Raw genomic sequence first — 23,492 nt, forward strand, 5'->3', positions numbered from 1 at the left:
TGGACTTTCCAATGGTCATCTGCATTCTCTGCACCTGACTTTTTTGTTAGTGAAACGCTGATTAAAATCTCTTTTATACAGGTTACGACCACCTCTCGTTTTTGTATAACGGATGAAAACCCGAGTGTAAACCGCAATCTGTTTTTTCAGCCTATAAACTTATTAGACAATAGTCCAAGCGCATAAGCCGAGAAGTATGAAATTAGAGAGCAGAGCAATCAGGTAAAAATAGCTTCTTGGGCTTGGGTTTTGTTCTGTCGAGATAGCGTAATAGAGAGCCATGTGTATTATTCTTGATATTGCCATGCTCCAAATTAGAACGCCTGTCCAAAAGATATCAGCTCCGGTTAAAATAGCTAAAAAGGAAGCACCTAGCATTAGCGTCAGGTTTTCTTGTGAATTAGCAAAAGTTCTATGTGCGCGAAAAACGAATGAAGAGTGACTTAAAGATAGGTCTATTTTTCCGGGTATCGCACCCGGTTGTGATGCTTTGGATTTCGCAGCCACGAGGCTTTGAACTATGACAGTTAATAGGATCGTCAATATACCTAAAAAAGCGACTGAATAAGAATCTAACATGAATATATACTCCTTTAATGAATGTTGCCTAATGCTAAGCTTAGAAGGAAAATGAAGCATAGCATTAGTTTGTCCCTAGCCACACTTTGTTGGTTTATTGGTAAGCAACTTCAGTTGTAATAGCGACACAACCATTACCACCGGGCAATAGCACTTTATTTAGCGCGCCTGTTGGGTTTTTCAAAATTAAAAGACCTGCTAACTCTCCTGAATACTTCCATTTTTTGAATGTTGTTTCTCGTGCAACACTGCATGACTTATCTATGTAGAAAACGGTAGTATAGGAACCATCACATTGCCCTGTTTTTCTTAATAATGAACTTTGATACACCTTCCTCCATATTTTGACAGGTGGTGGATCCTCTCGATTAGCCTGTTGCGTAATAGAGTATCTGTGTCTGCGCGCGACTGACAGGAACATTGCTTCAAATAAAAATAATTTGCTCATTTTTTATCATTTAAAGCAATGTTATAACGTTTCTAATCTGACGTTATGATCTTGTTATTAACTTCAGTTATTAATCATTTACTATTGCCCGGATTTTTGATTCAAGATCCTTAATAATATTGACTAAGTTAACCTTATTTCCATTATTTGGTTTTATTATGATATTAGAGATAGATAGTACTTTAGACCCATTACGATATGGAACCATTTTCACACTAACGTATGCCTCATAGGCTTTACTGACGATGTGATAAGGTTTTTTATGGTTTTTCGGTAATAGGCGGTCAAAATTTGATTTTATTGACTCTGCAGAGTAATTCGAATTTACCTCAAAAGGGTGTTTAATAATGGGCTGCAATAAGTACAGCTCAATATTAAAATTGGGTAAAGGAAACGGGAATACAAGACCTTCTTGATATGACTTACTCTCGTAAGGTTTAAAATTAAGGATCACAGTATCCCCCTCTACTTTAGAGGTGTAATTTACATTATACATTATACCTGATCCCGCAATTCCATTATGAGTTCTTCTATGCACGAGGAATGATGAATGGTTTATTGGAGTTAGATATAATTTTTGTTGTTCTTTTGCGTCCCATCTTCCGTGTATATATGAGAGAAAAGTCATTCCGTTAATGCCTTCGTTTGTATTAAAATAATTTTTGGGTGCAATATAAGTTACAGATATAAAATCAACAGGTTGATATTCTTCGGGTAATTCAAGAGGGACAACCTCTATTGTTTTACAACCGGACATAATGAAAGCACTTAATGCTATTACCATAAATTTGTTTTTCATTTAATTCTCCATAATTAAAGTGATTAACAATGGTTCTAAAAACTAACGCTTAAATAAAAGTATTAAACTAAACTTTTTGTAAAATCATTATTTATTAAGACTAGCATAGAAATTTTTTTTTAAAATGAACGGAAGATAACGCCATAACGGGGTAAAATTAAGGCCTAAGCAATGTCCATCTGACTATACGAAATACTACCAATAAGTGTAGAGTGATTAAGAATTAAAGGTAGTAAGGGCCAGTTATGGTCAAGCTGGTATGTAAATTTCATTAGCTCATTAGACGATGATAATTATTACTAATGTTTTTGTGCGTTTGAGGGAGTAAATATTATAAATGCTTCTGTAATGTGGTAGACCACGGTCTAGAGACTACATTTTCATGATTTACGAATGTTGAGTGCTATTAATAAATAAAGTGGTTTTTTTTATATTGTTACTTTGAAAAGTGGGGAATATGTGCGGGTTTTTTTATCGTATCCTCAAAAGTGCTGTTAGCATAACGCTTTTTATTTAACTTTTTTAATATCAACAGGTTATTGGTAATTTACTGCCACCTTCGTTATCTCCTTATATAGCATTTTTTGAACATTCTGATTTTAGTGCGCCTGTTTTTCATGGGAGATGATGTGTTGAATTGGATCCTTTTACCCAATGTATATTTTTCATAGCAAGCTACAGCGTATAATTCATTATCATTGAATGAATCGATTAGAAACAAGATATCAGTTGTCGCTATTTTAAATTGAGCGAGTAGATCTGAGTAGTTCCACTCTCTATATTCATAATAGAAACGTTGAGCCAATTCCCCTCGTACATTGCATTTATAATTAGTTTCAGGAAAGTCTACGCATTGACCCGATCCTTTGAGTCGGTGCCACTTCAAAGCAAGTTTCATCCACCCAATAAGATAGGCAAGCGTATCACAGGCGCTTATCAAAGATTAGCTTAAGGATTTGATGTGATCCTTGCTTATTTTTTGGCTGATGTCACTGGCGACTCCATTTATATACACAATATAAACATTGAATAATGTGGCGCCTTAGTTACTTTTTATTATCTTTTCAATCAATGCGATAGTGTTGAAAATCTGACTTATGCTCATGTTATATGTGATCACGCATGTTTAGATTCTAATAATTCACGTAGTGCTTGTGGTAAAAAGCTTCTTGCTTTTGACGTTATTACTAATTCATTTTTTTGCCAAAGAACACCCAGATAAATAAAGAATAATCCAATGAGCGTTAAAGTGATCGGAAATAACCAGCTATCTTTAAATAGATCTGAGGCTAAATAACCGATATACCCCGAGCAACCTAGAGCTCCAAATATAACAAATACTCTCCTGACAATGAGAACACCGGTAAAAATCATTAATAGATTGATCATAAAATAGATAAACTTAGATAATTCGCTGTCAGAGTGCTGGAGTGATATTCCTACCCAAAAAGAAATCACGCCAAAAAGATATATCCAAAATGCATAATCAGCTTTTTTATAAGATCTAATATCAATCCAAAAAGCGAGCGCTATCATGAGTAGTCCCGAGTAGATAGAAACTAATTTTCTTAGCTCCCAGTTATAATCGCCCCCATTAATCATGACGGTACTGTCCATTGTTAAATACCAAAGAGTGACGGCAATGGGCATGATTAAAAATGGGTATTTATATTTCCATGCAATAATAATCCCTACTGCTAGGGTGCTTAACTCCATGTAAAGCCAATGCCATTTGATATATTGATAGTATTCACGGTAAACACTGTCATCTGGCCAAACGCCTAAAGCTTGTTGTAAGCCATACACTGCCAAGGGTGTTAATGCGATAACAAAGGTCCCACAGATCCCCGCTGGGATAGCTAACCCTTTAGATTTGAAAATATTGGTAAGTTTCAATCCAACCGAACCATAAAAGAGAGAAATAAAAACAATGCCTATTCCTCCGAACGACTCCCAGCCTAAGTTCATAAAAAGGGTCATTGCTCCGATGGCAATCATTCCTCCTATATAATAAAGAACATGTGTAAAATCAAACTTAGGAGATGTATTTGGTTGTTTCTTCAAAAATTCAATTAATTTTTTAGACTGCTCAAATGAAAGGATCTTTTCATTGACAGCATCCTCAATATTTTTCTTAGTAAAGTTCAATTAAGACTCCTTTCTATGGAGAGCATTTAACGAGTCTGTAGAATTTCTCTTTTTAAGAAACCTAGCCTCTGGACAATCACTTAACGGTTTCAAATGGAATTATAAGCGCCAAGAATTAAGCTAACGATAAATCCAACAAGGGCGTATATAACAACGGCATCCAAAATCGTATCATTTTTTTCCAAGTAATTTCCAGTTACATTTTAGCTCACATTTGGGACGTTAAATCCACTGCGATCCACATATACTGATATTTAAAAAATAATTATCTTTTGAATGATAGATTGGATAAGTTGAGTCATAAATTGATTTTTTGAGGCGGGTAGGGGGATTAGGTTACGTTAGAGATACCTGATCCCTCCTTTTTTAACAGATATTATCGCTATCTCGTAGTAAAGCTTAGATTGAACCGCATTAACGTTGAAATCATTTATATACGTTTAAGATCTTCTTAGATTGTTGTACTTTGGCAGAAGACACCTTATCTTTAGTTCGATTTGGTGTCTGTTAAAGCGGAGATGCCGTGTCTACGTTAAGAATATTGAATTGGAAATTACTCTTTAAGCACCATATCGATACACATTACAGCCGCTAGAATTAGCTTTCTAACGTCATCATTTTCAGGAACATTATCTGATATTTCTAACATATAATTATCCGCACTCGTAAACATTTCACGCCCTAATCCTGCCCATTTTTTGGATACATGTGCTAATTCTTTACCATTCTCTCTAAAGTAAAAGTCCCAGCCAGTCCATTTACCCTCAAGTTTACACATGACTTGATCATGCTTATCTAAAACATCAAACTTCCCGCCAATAGAAAAAAATTTTTGTGAAAAACTACCGATCACTTCATTATTTGAATCTTTGACGACGACTTTAGATAAGAATAATGATATTCCGCGTTGAATACGGACAATAGGTTTACCGTCTGGAGTTCTGATATGTATATCAAATGGTGTCATACGCTTGTAGTCAGTAAATCGTAATAATTTAGTAAAAAAGCCAAGTGACGGCTCTCTACATTCCATTATTATTTCACCTGTATCAGGAGAATAAATATCAAAGTTATTGGCAGCTTTAAAAAAACCGACATGCTCTTTAATTAGAAATAAATTACGATCCGTTACACTATCCATGTTTAAATATCCTTGATATATTCAGGCTTAAAGTTGAAACATAACACCCGCGTAAGCGGTGAGAGATTGGTGACACTTATTTTTGCGTGTTTTTATAAAAAATGCGACATGATTTTGAATCCGCTTTGAAGCGCAGTTAGTTGCACAGCAAACAGATAATATATCTAATTAATTGATTTTACATAGATAACTTCACAATGACTACCCAAGCGCTAGTATTTGGTAATGTTAAGTTTGATAATGAGAGTGAAACAATCCTGTCATGTGAGAGATATCTAGATACCTTCACATTTTGACGGTATTGAAGTTCGAGTGCTCGGTCCTCGTACTTTTTGTCATCAATGGCTGACGAACATCGTGTAACCCAAGCATCTAAGGTGTATTGAATATGGCGCATTAAGTATGAACGCCTTAACTCAAATAATTATTCCTGGGTCTATGAGTCGATTGAATATGGGGAGTTTGCACTTTACATGGAAGGCGCTGCTATTAAGGTCGATTACTGTGCCGTGCATTCACCTGAGTACCTCGCTGAATTAGACTAATTTATACTCGTTAGAGTGGATCCTATTACGTTATTGAATCAGTTATAATTCGGCCATACCCATACCCATACCCATACCTATCAAGTGATAGCAACCCTATATCAGTTTCGCCATAAAAATAAATAGGAAAGCAACCTAGGGTTATATTATGAGAAAATCAGTTCAAAATAAAAGATCTGATCATTTATGTTTTAGTCATCATTGAAAATAGACTGATACGGAAAGAGGGGCGAGTACTAACTGATCAATAAACTACTGACTAATCGCCTTGGTGTGTGTGTTGTTTTTTTTGCTTTGCCTAAACGTACAAGCATCTGCACGGTTTGCTCGGCTTTTATATTAAAGCGTTGTTTAAATTGTGCTTGTAGGGGCAACATATCATCATACTCTTGTAATATTTGACTCATAGGATGTTGCGCTAGACCCATTGCTGTCGTTGTTAAATTTAAACGACAATAATCACGACCTACTTTAACTTGTTGTAGGCGGCTATTTCCTTTTGTGGTTATCCAAGCAAAAGTGCTACTAGATCCACTGATAGAGCGTGTTATATCAACACTTTGTTTACTAAAATTACTGGGATCCTTTTCGGTTTCTTTTCTATCTAAAAATAAAGTTTCAAGCATAAATTTTTTAATCCCGGTCACGCCGGAATGTTCAAGGCCAAAACCGTCTCTATATTGTTGCACCTCCTGATCGTTAAAACGAAACATTTTGATGGTCTCTAAATCTCGCGCTTTATTCGCTACCTCAATCACCATGGCTTCCGTTAATCGGTGTTGTAAATAACGGTTATCTGATTTTGAATCATGAATTGTCAAACTTGACTGCGTTTTCATAAACAGCATTTGCAACTGATATTTTTGATCGGGAGTTAAGCGACTATTATCGTATTCACGTTTGTTAGATTGGCGCGTCAGTATGTAATTAAAGAGCGGATCAATATCTATTTTTATGTGCTTAGTTAATACAATTCTGGCAATGGGTTTACTTTTTAACACTGTGTTTTTGTATTCGCCTTGTGGAAAATACTCAATCTCAGCGTGATAACCTAAACCCGTTGCTGCAATGCTCAACATTTCTAAAAAACAGCCTTGACCAATATGGATTTGTCGATAAAACGGATCTGTTTCGGGTAATAAACGCGTTTGATCTATATACAGATCAAAACTTTTAGGATGATTAACCTTAATTAACCAAGGCTGTTTATTGTGAGGGTTAGGGCAAAGGATCGCATATGCGAGTACCTTTAAATAGATATCCGACTTACTGTCATCAGGCCCATCCCAACCGTAATCAATGCTATCATTATTTGTGGCGTAACGACTTAATGTACTAGTTAAAGTCGCGACAGCAAGCCCAACGCCCATAACGCGAATAAAATTTCGACGTTCCATAAATTACTCCCAATATTAATTTACATTCCTTGGAATATAAATTAATATTCTTTGGAATGTTTGTCAAGTCTTACGTTAAGGAAGTGCAGTGAACATACGCCAACAGAATGAACTACGTTTAATGATTGTAAATGGTATTATTCAACAACTAATGGATACGAGAACGAATAAGCTATTTAAAAATTTTGAAATTAGTAAATCAGAATTTTCTTTGCTTTGTCACTTTAGTCACAAGCCTGAGCGTAGTTGGATTATTTCTGAATTAGTGGAGGTGATGGAAATGAACCAACCCGGCATTAGTAAATTGGTCGCGGCGTTAAGCGAAAACGCCATGTTATGTGCTAAAACGGATAAGTTTGATAAACGTAAACGTCATATAAGCATCACTTCAAAAGGGTTACAAATATGCAAGGATGTCATGCAAAAACTGAAGCCTGATATAAATTTATATTTTGCTGATTGGCAAGATCAGGAAGTACTTCAGATGCTAAAGTATAGCGAGAAATTGATGCTATGGTTGGATAACAACAAGATAAGAACATTGTAAACTTTTGATCAAAGAAACGATGATCATCATGGTTATTGTTTAGGGACTTGGTTGATAAAATCTAGAGAAAAATTGATTTCACTCCTTATGTAAGAGAAACGATCGATAATAAGGTGAGAAAAATTGAATAATTAAACCGTAAAAGTGACACATGTTTAATTATTCAATAGACAGGATATTAGGTATCTGATGAAACTAGGCGCTCTTTTTTTAGTCGTTGTCGTAAAATCAATTGTGCAAATAACCAACCGGAAGCTGCGATAACAGCCATTAATATAAATAAATTATGAAATCCTTGCGCGCCGGGGGATGCATCTAAAATGCGACCTGCAACGGGCGCAAAAAAGATATCAGGGGTAAAACCTATCACTGAAATAATACCGACAGCCGTACCGGTCACTCTACCCGCAAGCTTACTTTCGGCTAATAGGGCGAAATAAACCCCTCGAATAGCAAATACTAATAAAAAAGTTAACGTGATATTAATTTCAAGTAAATAATTGGCAGAGTCATTGTTAAAGAAGGCAAAGCATAAATAACATAAAGTGAGTAAAACAAACCCCCAAGAAATAACGCGATCTGCACGTAGTTTATCAGCAAGAACACCTGCAAGTAGAGCTGCTATCGGCCGAATATAAGAAGCATTGGTGACTAATGATGCAGACTCTATATCTGACATCCCTAATACATTGGTTGCGTAAAGACCAAAATAATCGATGCTTTTATAAGTACAATAGGCCGCCAGTACAATAAATGATTGTAACCAAACGTTAGGATCCTTGAGCGTTTGTTTTACACCTGCAACTATGTCAAATTTACGATCTTTAGTTATTTCTTGGATTGTATCGGATGTACTGGATATATCACTCGGTATAACGGCTCTAAGTAAAATGGCAGCCAAAAAAGTTAACACTGAGTAAAAAATAATAACGGAGGTTAAACCGTCAATTTGATTAGCCCGTGTCATTACCTCTGTATTGATAGGCATTGCTTTGCTGAGTAAAAAGACCGCAACACTTGCGACGCCTGCTGCAACTAAACCTCGACCGCCATCAAGAACCCCAAAAGCTTTGCCTTGGGATGTTTCACCGCCCCATTGGCGGGTGACTTTTATCATGGGAGCCCAAAATAATAAAATAGTGGTGATGCCCCAGTAGCCATACAGTAAGGCAAGTCCATTTATATCGGGGATTTGAACAAAGTACAGCCCACCTAGTGCTGTTGCAAATAATGAAAAGCACATTAAATCTCTGCCAGAGAAACGATCTGCAATAGCGCCCCCTGGGAAATAAGCCAGCATGGCCATCACCCCATAGAGTCCAAAAACATCGCCTAATTGCGTATTTGTCAGTGAAAAAGCATCGAGCAATGTGGGTCTAAAAAAACGAGCAACATGAAAAGGTAAACTAAAAATAATCTCCCCTGCGAATACGATGCAAAATATAATGAGTAATCGATGGGATGGGCTAATAATTTTATTCATGGAATTTCGGTTTAGTGATTAATAATAGTCAGCAATATATAGATAAAGGGTAGGATCCGCTAGGAAAAACTAAAATAAAGATATATAAGCTAATAAGGGGGGAGCTAGGCGTCTACTCTTAACAAAATGCCGCGTTGTATTCTAAGTATTGTGGGCTTTAAAATATTTATTACTATATTTTAGCGTTTATGTTTTTGACGAGAAGCCTGCCAATAGAGGGTGACTTTGAACATTTAAAGTGATACGAGAGCATAAAATGAGCTATGAAAGGATCACTTTATATCTTTTTGAAATTTAGATATATCATCTTATGGATACGATTATGAATCGTTACATTACATAAGCGTATATCTATTTATATTGTCAACTTTAGATAGGTGTTTCTCCTACTTATTTTATTAACGTACTTTTAAATGGGCTAAGATCCCGAGTATTCTTAACCAGTCAATACCAAAACTGGAATCGTGATTTCCGAATACCTTATCTACCATAGGGACCTTTTCCGGAGTGACGATATCTGAATATGCAGCAGGACCAGTGTTAATGTTTCTGATATTGCTCAGTTTGTCCATCAGAGTAACCTTCAAGGCTATATTTATTGTCCTGTAAAGAACAACAGCCCCTAAACGGCTACGGCAGGATAACACCAATATAAGGACTCCCATAAACCTTTGATGGGATGGTATGTTTAATTAAGATCCTCCTTGTTGCGCGGTTAGGTGACAGAATTTCGTGATGACAAAAAATGAAACTCTTAACGGATCATGTATAAAAAAATAAGGTGGGACGTTGATTGTATATGGGTTTTAATTTATTCTATTCGTTTATTTTAATGTAAGGATCGGAAAGTGCGAAATATAATTGTTATTGTTATTTTATGCTTATTATTGTCCATGGGATTAGGGTTCGATGTAGAACTTAATTATAAACATAATTTATCGGTATGTGCTTTGCTGATTTCATTGTTTTTATTGTCTGGTAATAAAAACATCAAACTGTACTTTATATTGCCTCTTTTAGTTTTACCCGTGATCTATTTCACAACAGGAATGGTATATGGCCGATTAAATAATGGGATTTTGATGTCGTTGTTTGAAACGAACATAAGAGAATCTTTAGAGTTTATTACCGTGATCCCAATGTTGTTTATATTCTTAAATATATTATTACTGATAGTATTAATTTTGTATGTCGGTTATGTGGAGTTTAAGTTTAATAAAAGATTAATATATGTCGGCTTAGTGCTATTTGTGATATCTCCAGTCGGTGACTTCTATAAAAAAGTATCACCACTTTCAGCCTTAAAGGAGAGTGAAACACTTAAAGAAAGCCTATTAATCAAGCCTAGTTGGGACATTACCGCTAACCACAGTAAGTATGATGATTATGTATTAATTATAGGTGAAAGCATGCGTAAAGATTACATGTCTGCTTATGGTTACGCATTAAATACGACGCCTTTTTTAAAAAAGACGAATGGTTTTTTCCTTGATGGCTATCTTTCTACCTCTCCTAATACGACGACGTCATTACCAAGAACATTGTCGATAAGTGATTTTAAAAATGTGGAGATCAATAATACTATTATTACATTAGCAAATAAATCTGGATTCGATACGACATGGATTTCGAATCAAGGTTTTGTTGGTGAATTTGATACTGCCATATCGATGGTTGCGCAACGGAGTAAGAATAAGTTCTTTTTAAAGCTAGGTGGATCTAAGAGTAGGAATATTAATGATGCTGCTATTTTACCCATATTCGCAAAAGAGTTGAATAAACAAACAACAAAGAAGCGTTTGTTTGTTTTACATTTAATGGGATCCCATCCTAATTTTTGTAAACGAATAAAAAAAGATATTTATAATTTAGATAACCAGCAATTGTCATGTTATCTGTCTAGTTATACTGCTACAGATAATGTAATTAAAAATGTGATCAATAAGTTAAAAGAGCGCAAGCGTAGTTATTCGTTAATATATTTCTCTGATCATGGGCTAAATGAGAGCGGCACAGAACAAGACTCCCAGCTACATATTGGTAATAAACATTTATCTAATTATAGTATTCCATTTATTAGGTTATCGAGTGATGATACAAGAAGAATAACGGTAAAAAATAACGTGAGTGCCTTTCATTTTTTATCTATTTTTTCAGATTGGATAGGTGTTAAAACAAAGCAAATACCTGATTTTGACATAGCTAAAAAAGAAAAATACGTGTATGTCTTTGACTGGAATAAAATGATTGAAGTGAATACATTACTATTAGATCCGACTATTGTTGTCCCAATAAAGTAATGAGGGCGTGGAGGTGGGCCTGGTCTTTAATCTTGATATGCTCAGTTAAAGTGAATCAGATTAGCCATTGAATCTATTATGATTAGCCCATTTTGATCAGTGTGCCATTGGCATTTTAGACGAAACGATGTCTGCTGATCATACTCCCGTTATTTTATAGATCTCTCGTGATTGTATTTCTTAAATATTTTAGATCTGAGGCTATGCATCGAATATTAAGATAAGTTATCCGCAAGAAAATCGACTAATAATCTTATTTTTGAGCAAAGATGTCGGTTATGTGGGTAGACAGCCCAGATTGATTCATCAGGCTCTTGGCAATGCTCTAATATACTCATTAAAGTGCCACTATCTAAATGTTTCTGCACGTAACAGTCGGGTAATTGGACAATACCTTGCGATTTTAAGGCTGCATCTGCTAAGCCCCAACCACTGTTATAACGTAAGTTCCCTTTTACTCTGATCTTCTTTTCAATCCCATTTTCTTTAAAGTGCCAATGATCAAGTACGCCCATTAAGCAGTTATGTTGATTCAGATCTAACAATGAGAGGGGAGTACCATATTTCTCTAAATAAAAGGGTGAGGCGCAAACGTAATTACTTCGGACACTCAATTTTTTAGCCATCATTGTAGAATCACTTAATTTACCAATACGAATGGCTAAATCATAACCATCCCCGACCAGATCAACTTGCTGGTTCCCTAAGTAGGCAAAAACCTCAATATCGGGATAGAGCAACATAAAATCATTTACGAGTGGTAATATTTGTTGTTCACCATAAGAGACAGGGGCTGTTAGCTTGATCATTCCTCGTGGTCGATCTTGAAGATTGGAGATAGCGCGTTTGGCGTCTTCTAAACCATTTAATAAAAGACGACAGTGTTGATAAAAAATATGTCCTTCTTGGGTTAAGGATATTTTCCGAGTGGTACGGTAAAAAAGTTTTATGTTTAATCTGTTTTCTAATGCACTAACCTGACGGCTTACTTGTGCTGTTGATATTGACATTCTTCTTGCCGCTTTTGTAAAGCTTTCTGTCTCAGAAACATATACAAATTCATTGATCCCTTCCCATTTCATCGCGTTTACCTAGATATATAAATATAAACGTAGATATAGCATATTTTTAAGGAGAAATTAAGGCCATTTTGGTAATAGTCTTTTACGTAAACTCAGCCTTATCATACGCATCAAATCAATTAAACTCTGCGCATTGTTTACAAGCAATTTTTCTTAGCGTATTGCAAAGTTACGTCTTAATTTGTAACACACCTATACACCTTAACGTAAGAGTTAGATCAGATGACAAATAAAACAGAAAATAAAGTCGTAGTAAATGTAAATATTCACCCTCAGATCGATAAAGGCATGTCACCTACATTAAATGATTTTAAAGGTGGCGAATTAAAATGTCATTGCAAATCAAATGCAGTTACGGTACAGATCATTGGACAAATTGCGCATAATCATGCATGTGGTTGTTCTAAGTGTTGGAAACCGGAAGGCGCTCTTTTCTCGCTGGTAGCCGTCGTTTCAAAAGATAACGTAAAGGTAACAAGTAATGTAGATAAGCTGAAAGTGATAGATGAAAGTGCTGCCATTAAACGCTTTGCTTGTACTGATTGTGGTGTACATATGTATGGGCGTATCGACAATACAGGGCATCCATTTTTTGGGCTAGATTTTATTCATACTGAATTATCGGCTCAAACGGGTTGGGCTGCACCTGAATTCGCTGCATTTGTATCATCAATTATTGAAACAGGTACAGATCCTAAAGATATGACTGCAATACGTCAGACATTAACATCACAAGGATTACTTCCTTATGATTGTCTTTCACCTGTATTGATGGATGCAATAGCGACACATATCGCCAGTAATTAATAAATAGTCACTGCTGTTAAGCCCTCTTTTTGTCTCCTCATTTTAAAATGGGTGAGATGAAAGGGGGCTTTTTTGATAAAGGAAAGTATAAAATAGCAAAGAATAATACGCTCTCATCGAGGCAAAAAGAGAGATGAGAGCATTTTTAGATGTGTCGAATGTTATCAGGAGAAATAACATTCGACATTTTTTATTTTAAGTTTCGTAAATAGCGATACACACTGTGTATTGATATATCTAAGCTTTTAGCCACGTAGATAATGCTATCTTTTAAGTCAAAGATACCAAGTTCATGTAAAGATATGACTATTTCACGATTTTTTTTCTTCATGGGAATGTTGTTATTTTCGATGACTTTAGTCTGTATACTTTTAATGGAACTCTGCATAAATTCATTGTGATCAAGCGCGAAAGTCTCTGGAGAGTGTTCACCTTGATTCATTGACATCACATCCGGTAATAAAGCGCGCATTACCGATTGAAAGGGCGCATCAAGATTGCTATTTATACATAATAAGCCGATAGCTTGATTTTGGGGGTTACGAATAACGGTCGTAATGGATCGTAACATTTTACCATCGGGGGATTTAGTTAAATAAGAGGCGGATACGTCATGTCCTTCATTTAGTTTTAGTAACGCTAAATTAGTGATTGGCGAGCCGACTTCTCTGCCGGTAATATTTCCATTTGCGATCTTTATAATGGATGCATTACGTACATCAAGTGTATGTAGTAACACTTCAGTATGTTCTCCAAACATTACAGCAATGCCATCAACTATATTTTTCATGGCATTTAATATATCGATATCACTTTGGGTTAGTTGATGCACTCTTTTATGTTCCTCTACACGATAAACCACCTACTATAGGGTGGTTTATTATTGACTTCAATAAATAAACAATAAAATAGATAAAGTAGTTATTTTATTTGATTTTATTGGTTATTTTCCGGACATAATATCAATGATCACGGTATCAGTACTCTGCATTCCATTGCTTATTAATTTTCCTAAATTAACAATAGTTTGTTCTACATTTTGTCCTACGATACCTTGATCGTTAGCTTCTGTTGAATTAATGGCTAAAAGAGCGCCGTAAATAGCACTACTTGTTGATGTTTTTACTTTCATCGCACAAGTCGATTTAGCACCATCACAAATCATGCCCGTACAATCACCGAGTACATTTTGGATCGCATAGCTACATTGTTCGAAACTACCACCCATTAAGTAGACCATTGCCATGGAGGCTGCCGAACTAGTGGCGCTATTACCACAAAAAGCAGAGAGGGGTGGGTAATGAGATTTAATATAAATCGCGCCTAAATGGCTGAGTATTAATGCTCTGGCAAGTTTCTCTTCATCGACATTACAATGCTTCGCCATAATAACGACAGGTAATGTGGCTGCTATCCCTTGGTTGCCACTACCATAATTACTCATAGCGGGTAAGGTCGCGCCACCCATTCTGGCGTCGGATGCTGCTGTTGTTTCCATTAATATATTATTAATTAAACCTTCTGATATAAATCCATCTTGCATACTTTTTTTAATGATCCCGCCGAGGTTTAAGCCATATTGTTTATTTAAACCTTCATTTGCTAATGCAGAATTTAATTTAGCAGCTTCTAAAATGAATTTGATATCAGAAAAAGGCGCGTGCATTGAAAAGTCATAAATCTTTTCAATATTAATATCGATAGAATCAAATATTGAAGCTTTAGATGAACTGTTATTGGGGGCTGAAAAAATAATGTCATCATTGAATTTTTTGCTGGTAACGTGGGTATGTGCACCACTAATTTCAACACTGGCAACATTTCCATCTGCTTCGAGCTCAACATAACAATAGATGAATTCATTAACGTCAATACGCTCTACGGTTACTTTTTTTGCATCGATTAGGCGCTGAGCTTTGTCGACATCTTGCATTGTTATTTTTTTCAATACTTCTAAGTCAGCAAGAGGGTCTCCTGCGATTGCGCCAACAGCCGCTGCTATATGTAAACCAATTTTACCTGTCCCAGGAACAAAGACACCCATTGAATTTTTATATAGATTATCAGATACCTTAACGGTGATCTTTTCAGGTGTTTTATTTAATATTTTTGTCGCTACTGCGCAAGCATAGGCGACGGATATTGGTTCAGTGCAACCGAGTGCAGGCTTCACGACAGAATTTAAAATATTTATATATTGTTGCCATTGAGTTTTCATTTGGATCCCCTCGATCTTATTTATTTACAATAAGCGATAGCTTCGATTTCTATTTTAACACCTAGTGGTAAATCTTTAACCGCAAAACAACTACGCGCAGGACAATCTGTTTTAAAAAAGTCACTATATACGTTATTAAAGGCGGCAAAGTCATTAATATCTGAAAGATAACACGTCGTTTTTAAAACGGTTTCTAAGCTTCCTCCACCTGCTTCAACGACCGCTTTTAAGTTCTTTATGGATTGTTGAGATTGCTCAGTGATACCACCATTAACGACGCCCCCTTTTTCTTTGCAGATTGGAAGCTGACCCGAGGTGAAAATCAAATTAGAAAATTGATTGGCATGAGAGTATGGGCCGATAGCGTCAGGCGCGGTGTTTGCTGTAATAATTTTTTTCATGTTATTTCCTATATAAAGAATCGTAATAACGAAACACTACTACTTACAAATAAATTTGCAAGATAGATTCAAATATTTTTATCAATAGTGTGCATGGGTTAATGTAAAGAGGTGAAAATTAGAAATAAAATCCATTTCATAAAAGACTTAAATGAAGATATATGATGATTTTATTGTATATATTTAGTTAAACACATATAAAACGAAGTAATTAAAATGATTTTGTTTTATGTATGGTGTTGTTTTGAATGAAAAATGTCGATTCCAAATCGTATTGGGCATATTAATTTAAAATATTTTCTTTATAAATGACAGTGCGTGGTTGTTATATAAATATATTAAAAATATAACGTTATCAGCGCTGCAAAACTTGCAAAAATATTTGAAAGTTGTGTTGTTGTTTTGTGGAATGAATTTATATTCACTTTCAACAACAATATTAAATATTAATTTAACCGGAGATAATTATGGATAATACGCGTACGGTTTCTAAGCAACCGTTATATGTTAAAGCTAATATGACTGAGCAAGAATGGAAGACAGCCATCAAATTCGATAGTGTGGATATCGGATGGATAGTGATGAGTATTGGTATGGCCATTGGTGCGGGTATTGTATTTTTACCTATTCAAGTCGGCATCATGGGATTATGGGTGTTTTTACTCTCTTCTGTACTTGGTTATCCGGCGATGTATTTATTTCAAAAATTATTCATAAATACTTTGGCAGAATCAAAGGAATGTACTGATTATCCAGGCGTTATTACCGGTTATTTAGGCAAAAACTGGGGGATGGTGTTGGGGATCTTGTATTTTGTGATGTTAGTTATTTGGGTCTTGATATATTCATTGGCGATAACCAATGATAGTTCTTCTTACTTGCATACATTCGGGATCACTGAGGGCCATTTAAACGATAATATATTTTATGGGCTTGGGTTAATTTGTATTTTGGCATTTATCGGCACCAAGGGTGAAAAGTTATTATTTAAGTTGTCAGGCTTTATGGCGGTAACGGTACTTTCGCTGGTGGGGGTTATGGGTGTGTTACTGATGTCTCGATGGAATTTAGATAATGTTCCACCCATGGGAGATATGATGCCAATGATTAAAGATGCGATTATTACATTGCCCTTTACATTAACCTCTATTCTTTTTATTCAATCACTTAGCCCTATGGTTATTTCATATCGCTCGCATGAAAAATCGATTGAAGTGGCTCGTTACAAATCATCTCGTGCTATGACAATTGCCTTTATTATTCTTTTTGTCATCGTTTTCTTTTTCGCCGTATCATTTACCTTGGCGATAACCCAAGAGCAAGCGAGAGAAGCAATGCATCAAAATATCTCATCATTGGCTATCATTGCGCATTACTTCCCGGGTAGTTGGGCGACGATCACGGGCATTGTCATTAATATTTTTGCTATTGTGACTTCATTTTTTGGTGTGTTTCTTGCTTTTCAAGAGGCTTGTCGTGGCATCGCGATGAATGTGTTACGCCGTTACATGGATGAATCAAAAATAGATAAGAAAATAATGAACAAACTTATTACTGTCTTCATTATTTTATTATCATGGCTCGCTATCGTACTTAATGCGCCTATTTTATCTTTTACATCTATCTGTAGCCCTGTATTTGGCTTGGTGGGTTGTCTCATTCCTTCTTATTTGGTTTATAAGGTGCCACACTTAAATAAATATAAAGGTAAGGCGACTAACCTGATCATTATTACGGGTGTTTTATTATGTATTTCTCCCTTATTGACCTTTTTATAATGAGTAGATCCAACGCATAAATAAAAAACCAGACCTGTTGAAGCAACATAATGTAGCGTCAATAGGTCTGGTTTTTTATGTTATAGAATGCTAAAAACATCAGATCTTTAGCCTGCAATTTCACTGGCTTTCGGCTCTTAGTTAAGTGAAGAATATTCGCTATTGCAGAGGTTAAGAGTTGCAATGATGAGTTGAGTGCCAAATCAAATATAGAGATAAACTTAAGCGCGATACAAGGTATATCTACAGGGCTAACAAATATCAAAGAGGATCACATTATTAATGTCTGAGGGAAAAGATTTAAAGATGTGCTCCCTTTATCCCTTGAGCAGAATATCTCCGTTATACCTATCGGTCACGATCAAACCCTTTAAAAATGAAAGCCTAACCTTTATATGTTAGTTGCTTTAATTTCAGCTTTATTTGAGTGTGAACAGCTCGCTTAATGTACTTTATAATGTTGTACATTCATATTTATCACGAGTGCCATCATCAACACTCAAGAAACTAGCCGATTTCAAGACGCCCGCTCTATAAAATAAACCTCACAAACGTTACGAGATGGAATTAATTGTTAATTACCTGTTAAATAAAAATCTTTCTTTATCAGTGTGTTGTGATCAAATCTTTAAAGTGGTTAAATGTAACTATATAATATAAGTCATACCTTAAAGCGTTGATGTAGATCAACATTTAAAATTTAATTAATAGTAATGTTGCGAACTCAATAATGCATCGCTGTCGTGGTACGTAGGTGTAGCAGTTAATGTGTGAGTTGGTGGTTATCTTTTTTTTGATGTTTTTTAGTTTAAATAACGTCAAAAATGGCATTCGAAATGGATTTTATAGCAGCATATGAAAAAAGATCGAAATTCATTGCAAATAATGCGTGATACCGTACATGCGCTCATGATGCGTGAGATCAAAACCCGATTTGGCTCTAACCGCTTAGGTTATTTTTGGGCGATAGCGGAGCCGATAGCCGCCGTTGCGGTGATGGGGCTTATTTTTTCATTATTAGGTCGGCACAGTGTTGCAAATGTCCCTGTGGTTTTATTTTTATTTGCGGCGATGCTTCCTTTTAACTTGTTTCAGAACTTAATGAATCAGCTTTCTTCTGCTGTTGACGCGAATAAAGCGTTAATGGCTTATCGGCAAGTTTCAGCAATAGATCCCGTTATCACTCGCATAATCATTGAGCTAGCTACTTATCTTGTTGTGTATTTTATTATTTTTTCTTTTTTAGCTTGGTTTGGCTTTAACGTTTTACCGGATGACATATTGAAGGTTTTGGCCGCAAGTGCGCTATTAGCCTTATTGGCCATTGGCTTTGGCTTAATGCTATGTGTGGGGATGTCGTATTGGCAAGATTGTAAAAAATTTACTGGCATTATTACACGCCCATTAATGTATATTTCTGGGGTTTTGTATTGCGCCACTATGGTGCCTGCTAAATATTGGTACTTGTTAGATTGGAACCCCATTTTTCATGCAATGGAATTAAGTCGAGATGCTTTTTTTAGTAGTTATGTGACTCCGATAGGTAGCTGGGGATACTTAAGTTTGTGCTCTCTAGTGAGTTTCAGTTTAGGCATTACCACATTTTATTTGAATAGACTGAGATTTATTACAACATGATCCATTTAGAAAATTTAAGCAAATATTACGCCACTAAGCAGGGGCGTCATTATGTATTTAAAAACGTCAATATTAGCCTGCCGACAGATCGTAATATCGCTATTTTAGGGCCAAACGGTGTGGGGAAATCAACCTTGATCCGCATGATGGGCGGGGCTGATATGCCAAATCGAGGGCGTATACATTCTAAAAAGAACATTTCATGGCCACTTGGCTTGCAAGGGGGTTTACAAGGCTCAATGAGTGCGCGTGAAAATGTGCGTTTTGTCGCGCGTATTCATGGTTATAAAAACACCAAAAATATTGAGCAACAAGTTGAAGACTTTGCTGAAATTGGCAAGTTTTTTGATGAGCCGGTTAAAACATATTCGAGTGGAATGAAGTCGCGTATTACATTCGGTTTAACGATGGGGTTTGATTTTGATTTTGATGTGTTACTGATTGATGAGTTAGGTGCAGTGGGGGATGCTAACTTTCGCAAAAAAAGTGAAAAATTATTATTAGCTAAATATGATAAAACCAAATTAATCATGGTGAATCACTCAATAGGCGAGCTTAAAAAGTTTTGTGACTCAGGAGTGCTTATTCACAAGCAAAATTTGGTTTTTTTTGAAAACTTAGAGTGTGCCATAAAAGCGTATCAGGATATTTATGTCAAATAATAAAAGCGCACTACAAGCGGTAACGCCACAAATAATAAAGAAAAAAGAAATAAGAAAACTGACATCATCACAGCGGAAAGTGAGAAAGTTTAAACGGGATCCAAGGTCGTTTTTAGTGGATTCAAAAGCTTACATTAAAGCCCGAAAAGCTGCATATTTAGCGAGAGCAAAGGTGGGTTCATTTTCTTTCGTAATTTTAGTTTCATTATTAGTGGTCATTTACTTTAGCTTAATAGCGTCTCCACGTTATGTTAGCCAATCGCAATTTGTTATTAAGCAGGCATCGGGTAAAGGGATCCAACTTGGCGGGTTAATGGCGCTAGGTGGCTCATCATCTTCGACGCAAGATGCACTTATTTTACAGGGTTATATTTTGTCACAAGGTATGGCCTTAGCATTAGATGAAAAAATAGGCCTAAAAGCGCATTACCAACAAGACGACTGGGATCGGTTAAGCCGTTTAGAAGCGGATAGCACACAAGAGGCTTATGTTGAATATTATCAAAAGCATGTATCTGTCAATTATGATGCGATGTCGGAAATTTTGCTGGTAGAGGTACAAAGCTTTGACGCGGATTATTCGTTATTGGTGGCGCAAACATTATTAAGTATTAGCAAAAAATTCATTAATAGTTTGGCGGATGACATGACGCAACAACATTTAAGCTATGCCAAACAGGATGTACAAAGAGCTTATAACGAATTAAAAAAGCAACAAATAAACTTAATAGACTTTCAAAATAAAAATTCACTTTATAACCCCGAGTTACAAAGTATGGCGTTATTTACTGCCGTTAATAAAATAGAGTCTTCTTTGATAGAAAAGAGTACGCAATTAAAATCATTGCAAGCTTATTTAGGTAATGATGCCTCGGAGATAAAAGCGCTCGGTTATCAAATAGCGGCGCTTAAAACACAGTTAAAAGAAGAAAAGTTACGACTGACTAATGGAAACATGCAGTCATTAAATAAAATTAGCTTTGATTTCAAAGAGTTAGAGCTTAACGTTGTTTTTGCGGGCGATCTTTATAAATCGGCCTTAACAAGTTTAGAGTTGACGCGTACCGAAGCCTTTAAAAATCTTAAATATTTGTTAGTGGTTGTTAAGCCGAGGTTAGCAGAGGAGCAAAAATATCCGCGCAGATTGTACAGTATTTTCACCTGGTTTACCGTTCTCTTGCTTATCTACCTCGTTGGGCGATTAGTACTGGCCATTGTGAAAGAGCACCGAGAATAAATGCTCTGTTGCCATGATGCTCGGTGCGGTTAAATCAGGCACTGAGTTGTATTTTAATTTAATTTTGACCCTTTAAAAGTGATCAACTATGGACGTTATGAGAGATATTTTAAGCCGGATGCTTTTTAAAAAAACAATGTTGCTTTGTGTGTTACTGACACTAAGCGCATGCACTAGTGGGCCTCGTATCGTCAGAGCCTCTTTACCTTTGGTAAGCGCGTCTATTATCCCCCCCTATAAACAAGAAATACCTGAAAAATATTGGGTTATTTTATCTGATAGCCGTCAATCGAATGTATTACTTGAGTCGCAGAAAGTAGCCCTTAATGACATATATATATCTGCGTTGGGGCAATCATGTCGAACATTGATATTTGAAAGTAAGAATAAAATGACAAAAAAACGCATTGCGTGTGAAAATTCTTTTTTTGATAAAAAGAATAAAGAAAAAAAAGGCTGGTTTCTTGAGAAGATGATCGTTGACTCTACTCGTTACGTGGAGTTATTAAAATGAAGATAAAAACAGTTATTTGCTTGTTTCTTTTTGTGATATCTCCACCAATATTGGCGGCATTCGAGCCTAGCGCGGTTGATGCTTTAGGTGCTAATAAAATAACCTCTATTCCTGAAATAAAATCGGCTGAGGCTAAGAAAATATCACCGATAGGCGTTTACAATCAGCAAGCAAGACGTAGCGTTTTACTGCCTGGTGAAGTTGATATTCGGCAGTTATTGCCTTCATCTGCTGAGGCCTTACCGCCACCTTACGGAGCAAATTTATTCGCGGGGGGCTATGAGTCTGAAAGAGCGGATGGACTTAATGATAATTACTTGATAGCCGCGGGTGATAAAATTAATATTTGGATCTGGGGAGCGATTAGTTATTCAGATCTGGTTACCGTTGATAATCAAGGCAATATATTTATCCCTAAAATTGGGCCAATCAATGTATTAGGTGTAAAAGCCAGCAACGTTAATAAATTAGTCAGCACAAAAATCAAATCTATTTATACCAATAACATTAATGTATACGTTAATTTATTGACCTCAACGCCTGTCAGTGTGTATTTGTCTGGGCCGGTGATCAGACCTGGGCAATACGCAGGAATGGCATCAGACAGTTTATTATATTTTTTAAAACGAGCGGGGGGTATCGATTCAGAGCGAGGTAGTTATCGTGAGATCTTAGTGTTAAGAAATAATAAGATCATTGCCAACATTGATTTGTATGAGTTTGTACAAAAGGGAACATTACCAAATATAAACTTTAAAGATAAAGACATTATTTTAGTAAAACCGCAAAAATCTGCGATCAATGTTTCAGGTGCAGTGCGTAACCCCTTTCGCTTCGAGTTAGAGCATAAAATATCGACGGGAAGAGAGCTTGCTGGTTATGCAAGACCATTCGCTAAAATTAGCCATGTTGGCGTTTTTGGCGATCGTAAAGGTGGCCCTTTCAGTGTCTATTTGACAGTTAAAAACTTTCAAAATTTTGAATTGAAAGATGGCGATAGTGTTGTTTTTAATGCAGATCTGCATACACAAGTCATTGATGTAAAAATCTCAGGCAGTTATATGGGACCTTCGTATTTTGTCGTGAACAATACGACCAGACTTCATGATCTGTTGAGCCGAATTCCAATCAACCCGGAACTAACCGATTATAAATCAATTTATATCCTACGTAAAAGTGTAGCGCAACGTCAAAAACAGTTGCTTAACGACTCATTAGATAGGCTCGAGCGAAGTATTTATACTGCGCCGATCTCTTCAGATAGTGCGGCTTCTATTCGCGCTAAAGAAGCTGAGATGGTAATGCGATTTGTTGAAAAAGCGAGAAAAATCGAGCCACTCGGTAAAGTCATCGTCTCTGATAATGGTATTACCGCAAACATCTTATTAGAAAAAGGTGATCAAGTGGTCATCCCGCATTATACAGATCTGATCCAAGTCGCGGGAGAAGTTTTGATGCCACAAGCGGTTGTCTTTAATAAAGATGCAAGAATTGATGATTACATAGCATGGGCGGGAGGCTTTACCAACAGGGCGGAAGATCACAAAATATCAATAGTAAGAGCCAATGGCATTGTCGTTTTTGATCCTAATGCACAAATTAGGCCCGGAGATCAGATCATTGTAATTCCGAAAGTAGAAGCTAAAACCATGCAGACGGTCAAAGACATTACACAAATTATGTACCAGATTGCAATTGCCGCGAATGTGGTGCTGAAGTGAGTAGAATAATATTTTTAATGTTATCTGATATCCCTCTTTTAATTCGT

At 36.1% G+C, this 23,492-nt stretch carries 21 protein-coding genes; 9 read left to right on the forward strand and 12 right to left on the reverse strand.

What is annotated here, in order from left to right; translation table 11 throughout:
• Nucleotides 1-162: 162 nt before the first annotated feature.
• The 7 genes from PCNPT3_RS05545 to PCNPT3_RS05575 all read right to left on the reverse strand — a co-directional run bounded on the left by PCNPT3_RS05545 (nt 163) and on the right by PCNPT3_RS05575 (nt 7,057).
• Nucleotides 163-579: an MAPEG family protein gene (locus tag PCNPT3_RS05545; protein WP_015464888.1), complete on the reverse strand. Its 417-nt coding sequence runs from the start codon at nt 577-579 to the stop codon at nt 163-165.
• Between the two features lie 94 nt (nt 580-673).
• Nucleotides 674-1,027 (reverse strand): hypothetical protein, encoded by a 354-nt coding sequence (locus PCNPT3_RS05550; protein ID WP_015464889.1) that lies wholly within the window; start codon nt 1,025-1,027, stop codon nt 674-676.
• A 70-nt stretch (nt 1,028-1,097) separates the two neighbouring features.
• Entirely contained in the window at nt 1,098-1,826 is a 729-nt protein-coding gene (locus PCNPT3_RS05555) for a hypothetical protein (RefSeq protein ID WP_015464890.1), read from the reverse strand.
• Nucleotides 1,827-2,388: 562 nt separating this feature from the next.
• Nucleotides 2,389-2,766, reverse strand: coding sequence for a ClbS/DfsB family four-helix bundle protein (locus tag PCNPT3_RS14450; RefSeq protein WP_051043772.1), 378 nt, complete (start codon nt 2,764-2,766; stop codon nt 2,389-2,391).
• Nucleotides 2,767-2,942: 176 nt separating this feature from the next.
• Nucleotides 2,943-3,974 carry a hypothetical protein gene (locus PCNPT3_RS05565; RefSeq protein ID WP_015464892.1) on the reverse strand — a complete coding sequence of 344 codons (1,032 nt, stop codon included), beginning with the start codon at nt 3,972-3,974 and terminating at the stop codon, nt 2,943-2,945.
• A gap of 553 nt (nt 3,975-4,527) precedes the next feature.
• Complete coding sequence (locus PCNPT3_RS05570) at nt 4,528-5,115, reverse strand: phospholipid scramblase-related protein (protein ID WP_015464893.1); 588 nt, start codon at nt 5,113-5,115, stop codon at nt 4,528-4,530.
• A 781-nt stretch (nt 5,116-5,896) separates the two neighbouring features.
• Nucleotides 5,897-7,057, reverse strand: coding sequence for an Acg family FMN-binding oxidoreductase (locus PCNPT3_RS05575; RefSeq protein WP_015464894.1), 1,161 nt, complete (start codon nt 7,055-7,057; stop codon nt 5,897-5,899).
• A gap of 88 nt (nt 7,058-7,145) precedes the next feature.
• Here PCNPT3_RS05575 and PCNPT3_RS05580 point away from each other — a divergent pair, with 88 nt between their 5' ends.
• Nucleotides 7,146-7,604 (forward strand): MarR family winged helix-turn-helix transcriptional regulator, encoded by a 459-nt coding sequence (locus tag PCNPT3_RS05580; protein WP_015464895.1) that lies wholly within the window; start codon nt 7,146-7,148, stop codon nt 7,602-7,604.
• A gap of 178 nt (nt 7,605-7,782) precedes the next feature.
• On the opposite strand, the gene PCNPT3_RS05585 is transcribed toward PCNPT3_RS05580, so the two are convergent.
• Nucleotides 7,783-9,087 carry an MFS transporter gene (locus PCNPT3_RS05585; RefSeq protein ID WP_015464896.1) on the reverse strand — a complete coding sequence of 435 codons (1,305 nt, stop codon included), beginning with the start codon at nt 9,085-9,087 and terminating at the stop codon, nt 7,783-7,785.
• A gap of 848 nt (nt 9,088-9,935) precedes the next feature.
• Between PCNPT3_RS05585 and PCNPT3_RS05590 the strand changes: the two genes are divergently transcribed.
• Nucleotides 9,936-11,387, forward strand: coding sequence for a phosphoethanolamine transferase (locus PCNPT3_RS05590; RefSeq protein ID WP_015464897.1), 1,452 nt, complete (start codon nt 9,936-9,938; stop codon nt 11,385-11,387).
• Nucleotides 11,388-11,602: 215 nt separating this feature from the next.
• Here PCNPT3_RS05590 and PCNPT3_RS05595 read toward each other — a convergent pair whose 3' ends face one another.
• Entirely contained in the window at nt 11,603-12,469 is an 867-nt protein-coding gene (locus tag PCNPT3_RS05595; protein WP_015464898.1) for a LysR family transcriptional regulator, read from the reverse strand.
• Nucleotides 12,470-12,691: 222 nt separating this feature from the next.
• Between PCNPT3_RS05595 and gfa the strand changes: the two genes are divergently transcribed.
• Complete coding sequence (gene gfa / locus PCNPT3_RS05600; protein WP_015464899.1) at nt 12,692-13,276, forward strand: S-(hydroxymethyl)glutathione synthase; 585 nt, start codon at nt 12,692-12,694, stop codon at nt 13,274-13,276.
• A gap of 190 nt (nt 13,277-13,466) precedes the next feature.
• Here gfa and PCNPT3_RS05605 read toward each other — a convergent pair whose 3' ends face one another.
• From PCNPT3_RS05605 to PCNPT3_RS05615, 3 genes are all read right to left on the reverse strand, one after another.
• Nucleotides 13,467-14,108: a helix-turn-helix transcriptional regulator gene (locus tag PCNPT3_RS05605; protein WP_015464900.1), complete on the reverse strand. Its 642-nt coding sequence runs from the start codon at nt 14,106-14,108 to the stop codon at nt 13,467-13,469.
• Nucleotides 14,109-14,219: 111 nt separating this feature from the next.
• Entirely contained in the window at nt 14,220-15,494 is a 1,275-nt protein-coding gene (locus PCNPT3_RS05610; protein WP_015464901.1) for an L-cysteine desulfidase family protein, read from the reverse strand.
• Nucleotides 15,495-15,514: 20 nt separating this feature from the next.
• Complete coding sequence (locus tag PCNPT3_RS05615; protein ID WP_015464902.1) at nt 15,515-15,895, reverse strand: RidA family protein; 381 nt, start codon at nt 15,893-15,895, stop codon at nt 15,515-15,517.
• 467 nt (nt 15,896-16,362) lie between these two features.
• Between PCNPT3_RS05615 and PCNPT3_RS05620 the strand changes: the two genes are divergently transcribed.
• From PCNPT3_RS05620 to PCNPT3_RS05645, 6 genes are all read left to right on the forward strand, one after another.
• Nucleotides 16,363-17,673, forward strand: coding sequence for an amino acid permease (locus PCNPT3_RS05620; RefSeq protein ID WP_041771264.1), 1,311 nt, complete (start codon nt 16,363-16,365; stop codon nt 17,671-17,673).
• A gap of 855 nt (nt 17,674-18,528) precedes the next feature.
• Nucleotides 18,529-19,311, forward strand: a complete 783-nt coding sequence (locus PCNPT3_RS05625; RefSeq protein WP_015464904.1) for an ABC transporter permease — start codon at nt 18,529-18,531, stop codon at nt 19,309-19,311.
• Nucleotides 19,308-19,973, forward strand: a complete 666-nt coding sequence (locus PCNPT3_RS05630) for an ABC transporter ATP-binding protein (protein WP_015464905.1) — start codon at nt 19,308-19,310, stop codon at nt 19,971-19,973. The genes PCNPT3_RS05625 and PCNPT3_RS05630 overlap by 4 nt, the downstream gene beginning before the upstream one ends.
• The gene (locus PCNPT3_RS05635) at nt 19,963-21,210 is read left to right on the forward strand and encodes a lipopolysaccharide biosynthesis protein (protein WP_083900323.1); all 1,248 of its coding nucleotides are present in this window, start codon (nt 19,963-19,965) and stop codon (nt 21,208-21,210) included. The genes PCNPT3_RS05630 and PCNPT3_RS05635 overlap by 11 nt, the downstream gene beginning before the upstream one ends.
• Nucleotides 21,211-21,298: 88 nt before the next feature.
• Nucleotides 21,299-21,724: a hypothetical protein gene (locus PCNPT3_RS05640; protein ID WP_015464907.1), complete on the forward strand. Its 426-nt coding sequence runs from the start codon at nt 21,299-21,301 to the stop codon at nt 21,722-21,724.
• The gene (locus PCNPT3_RS05645; RefSeq protein WP_015464908.1) at nt 21,721-23,445 is read left to right on the forward strand and encodes a polysaccharide biosynthesis/export family protein; all 1,725 of its coding nucleotides are present in this window, start codon (nt 21,721-21,723) and stop codon (nt 23,443-23,445) included. Before PCNPT3_RS05640 ends, PCNPT3_RS05645 begins: the two co-directional genes overlap by 4 nt.
• Nucleotides 23,446-23,492: the final 47 nt, after the last annotated feature.

It is taken from the genome of Psychromonas sp. CNPT3 (assembly GCF_000153405.2).
Classification (GTDB): Bacteria; Pseudomonadota; Gammaproteobacteria; order Enterobacterales; family Psychromonadaceae; genus Psychromonas.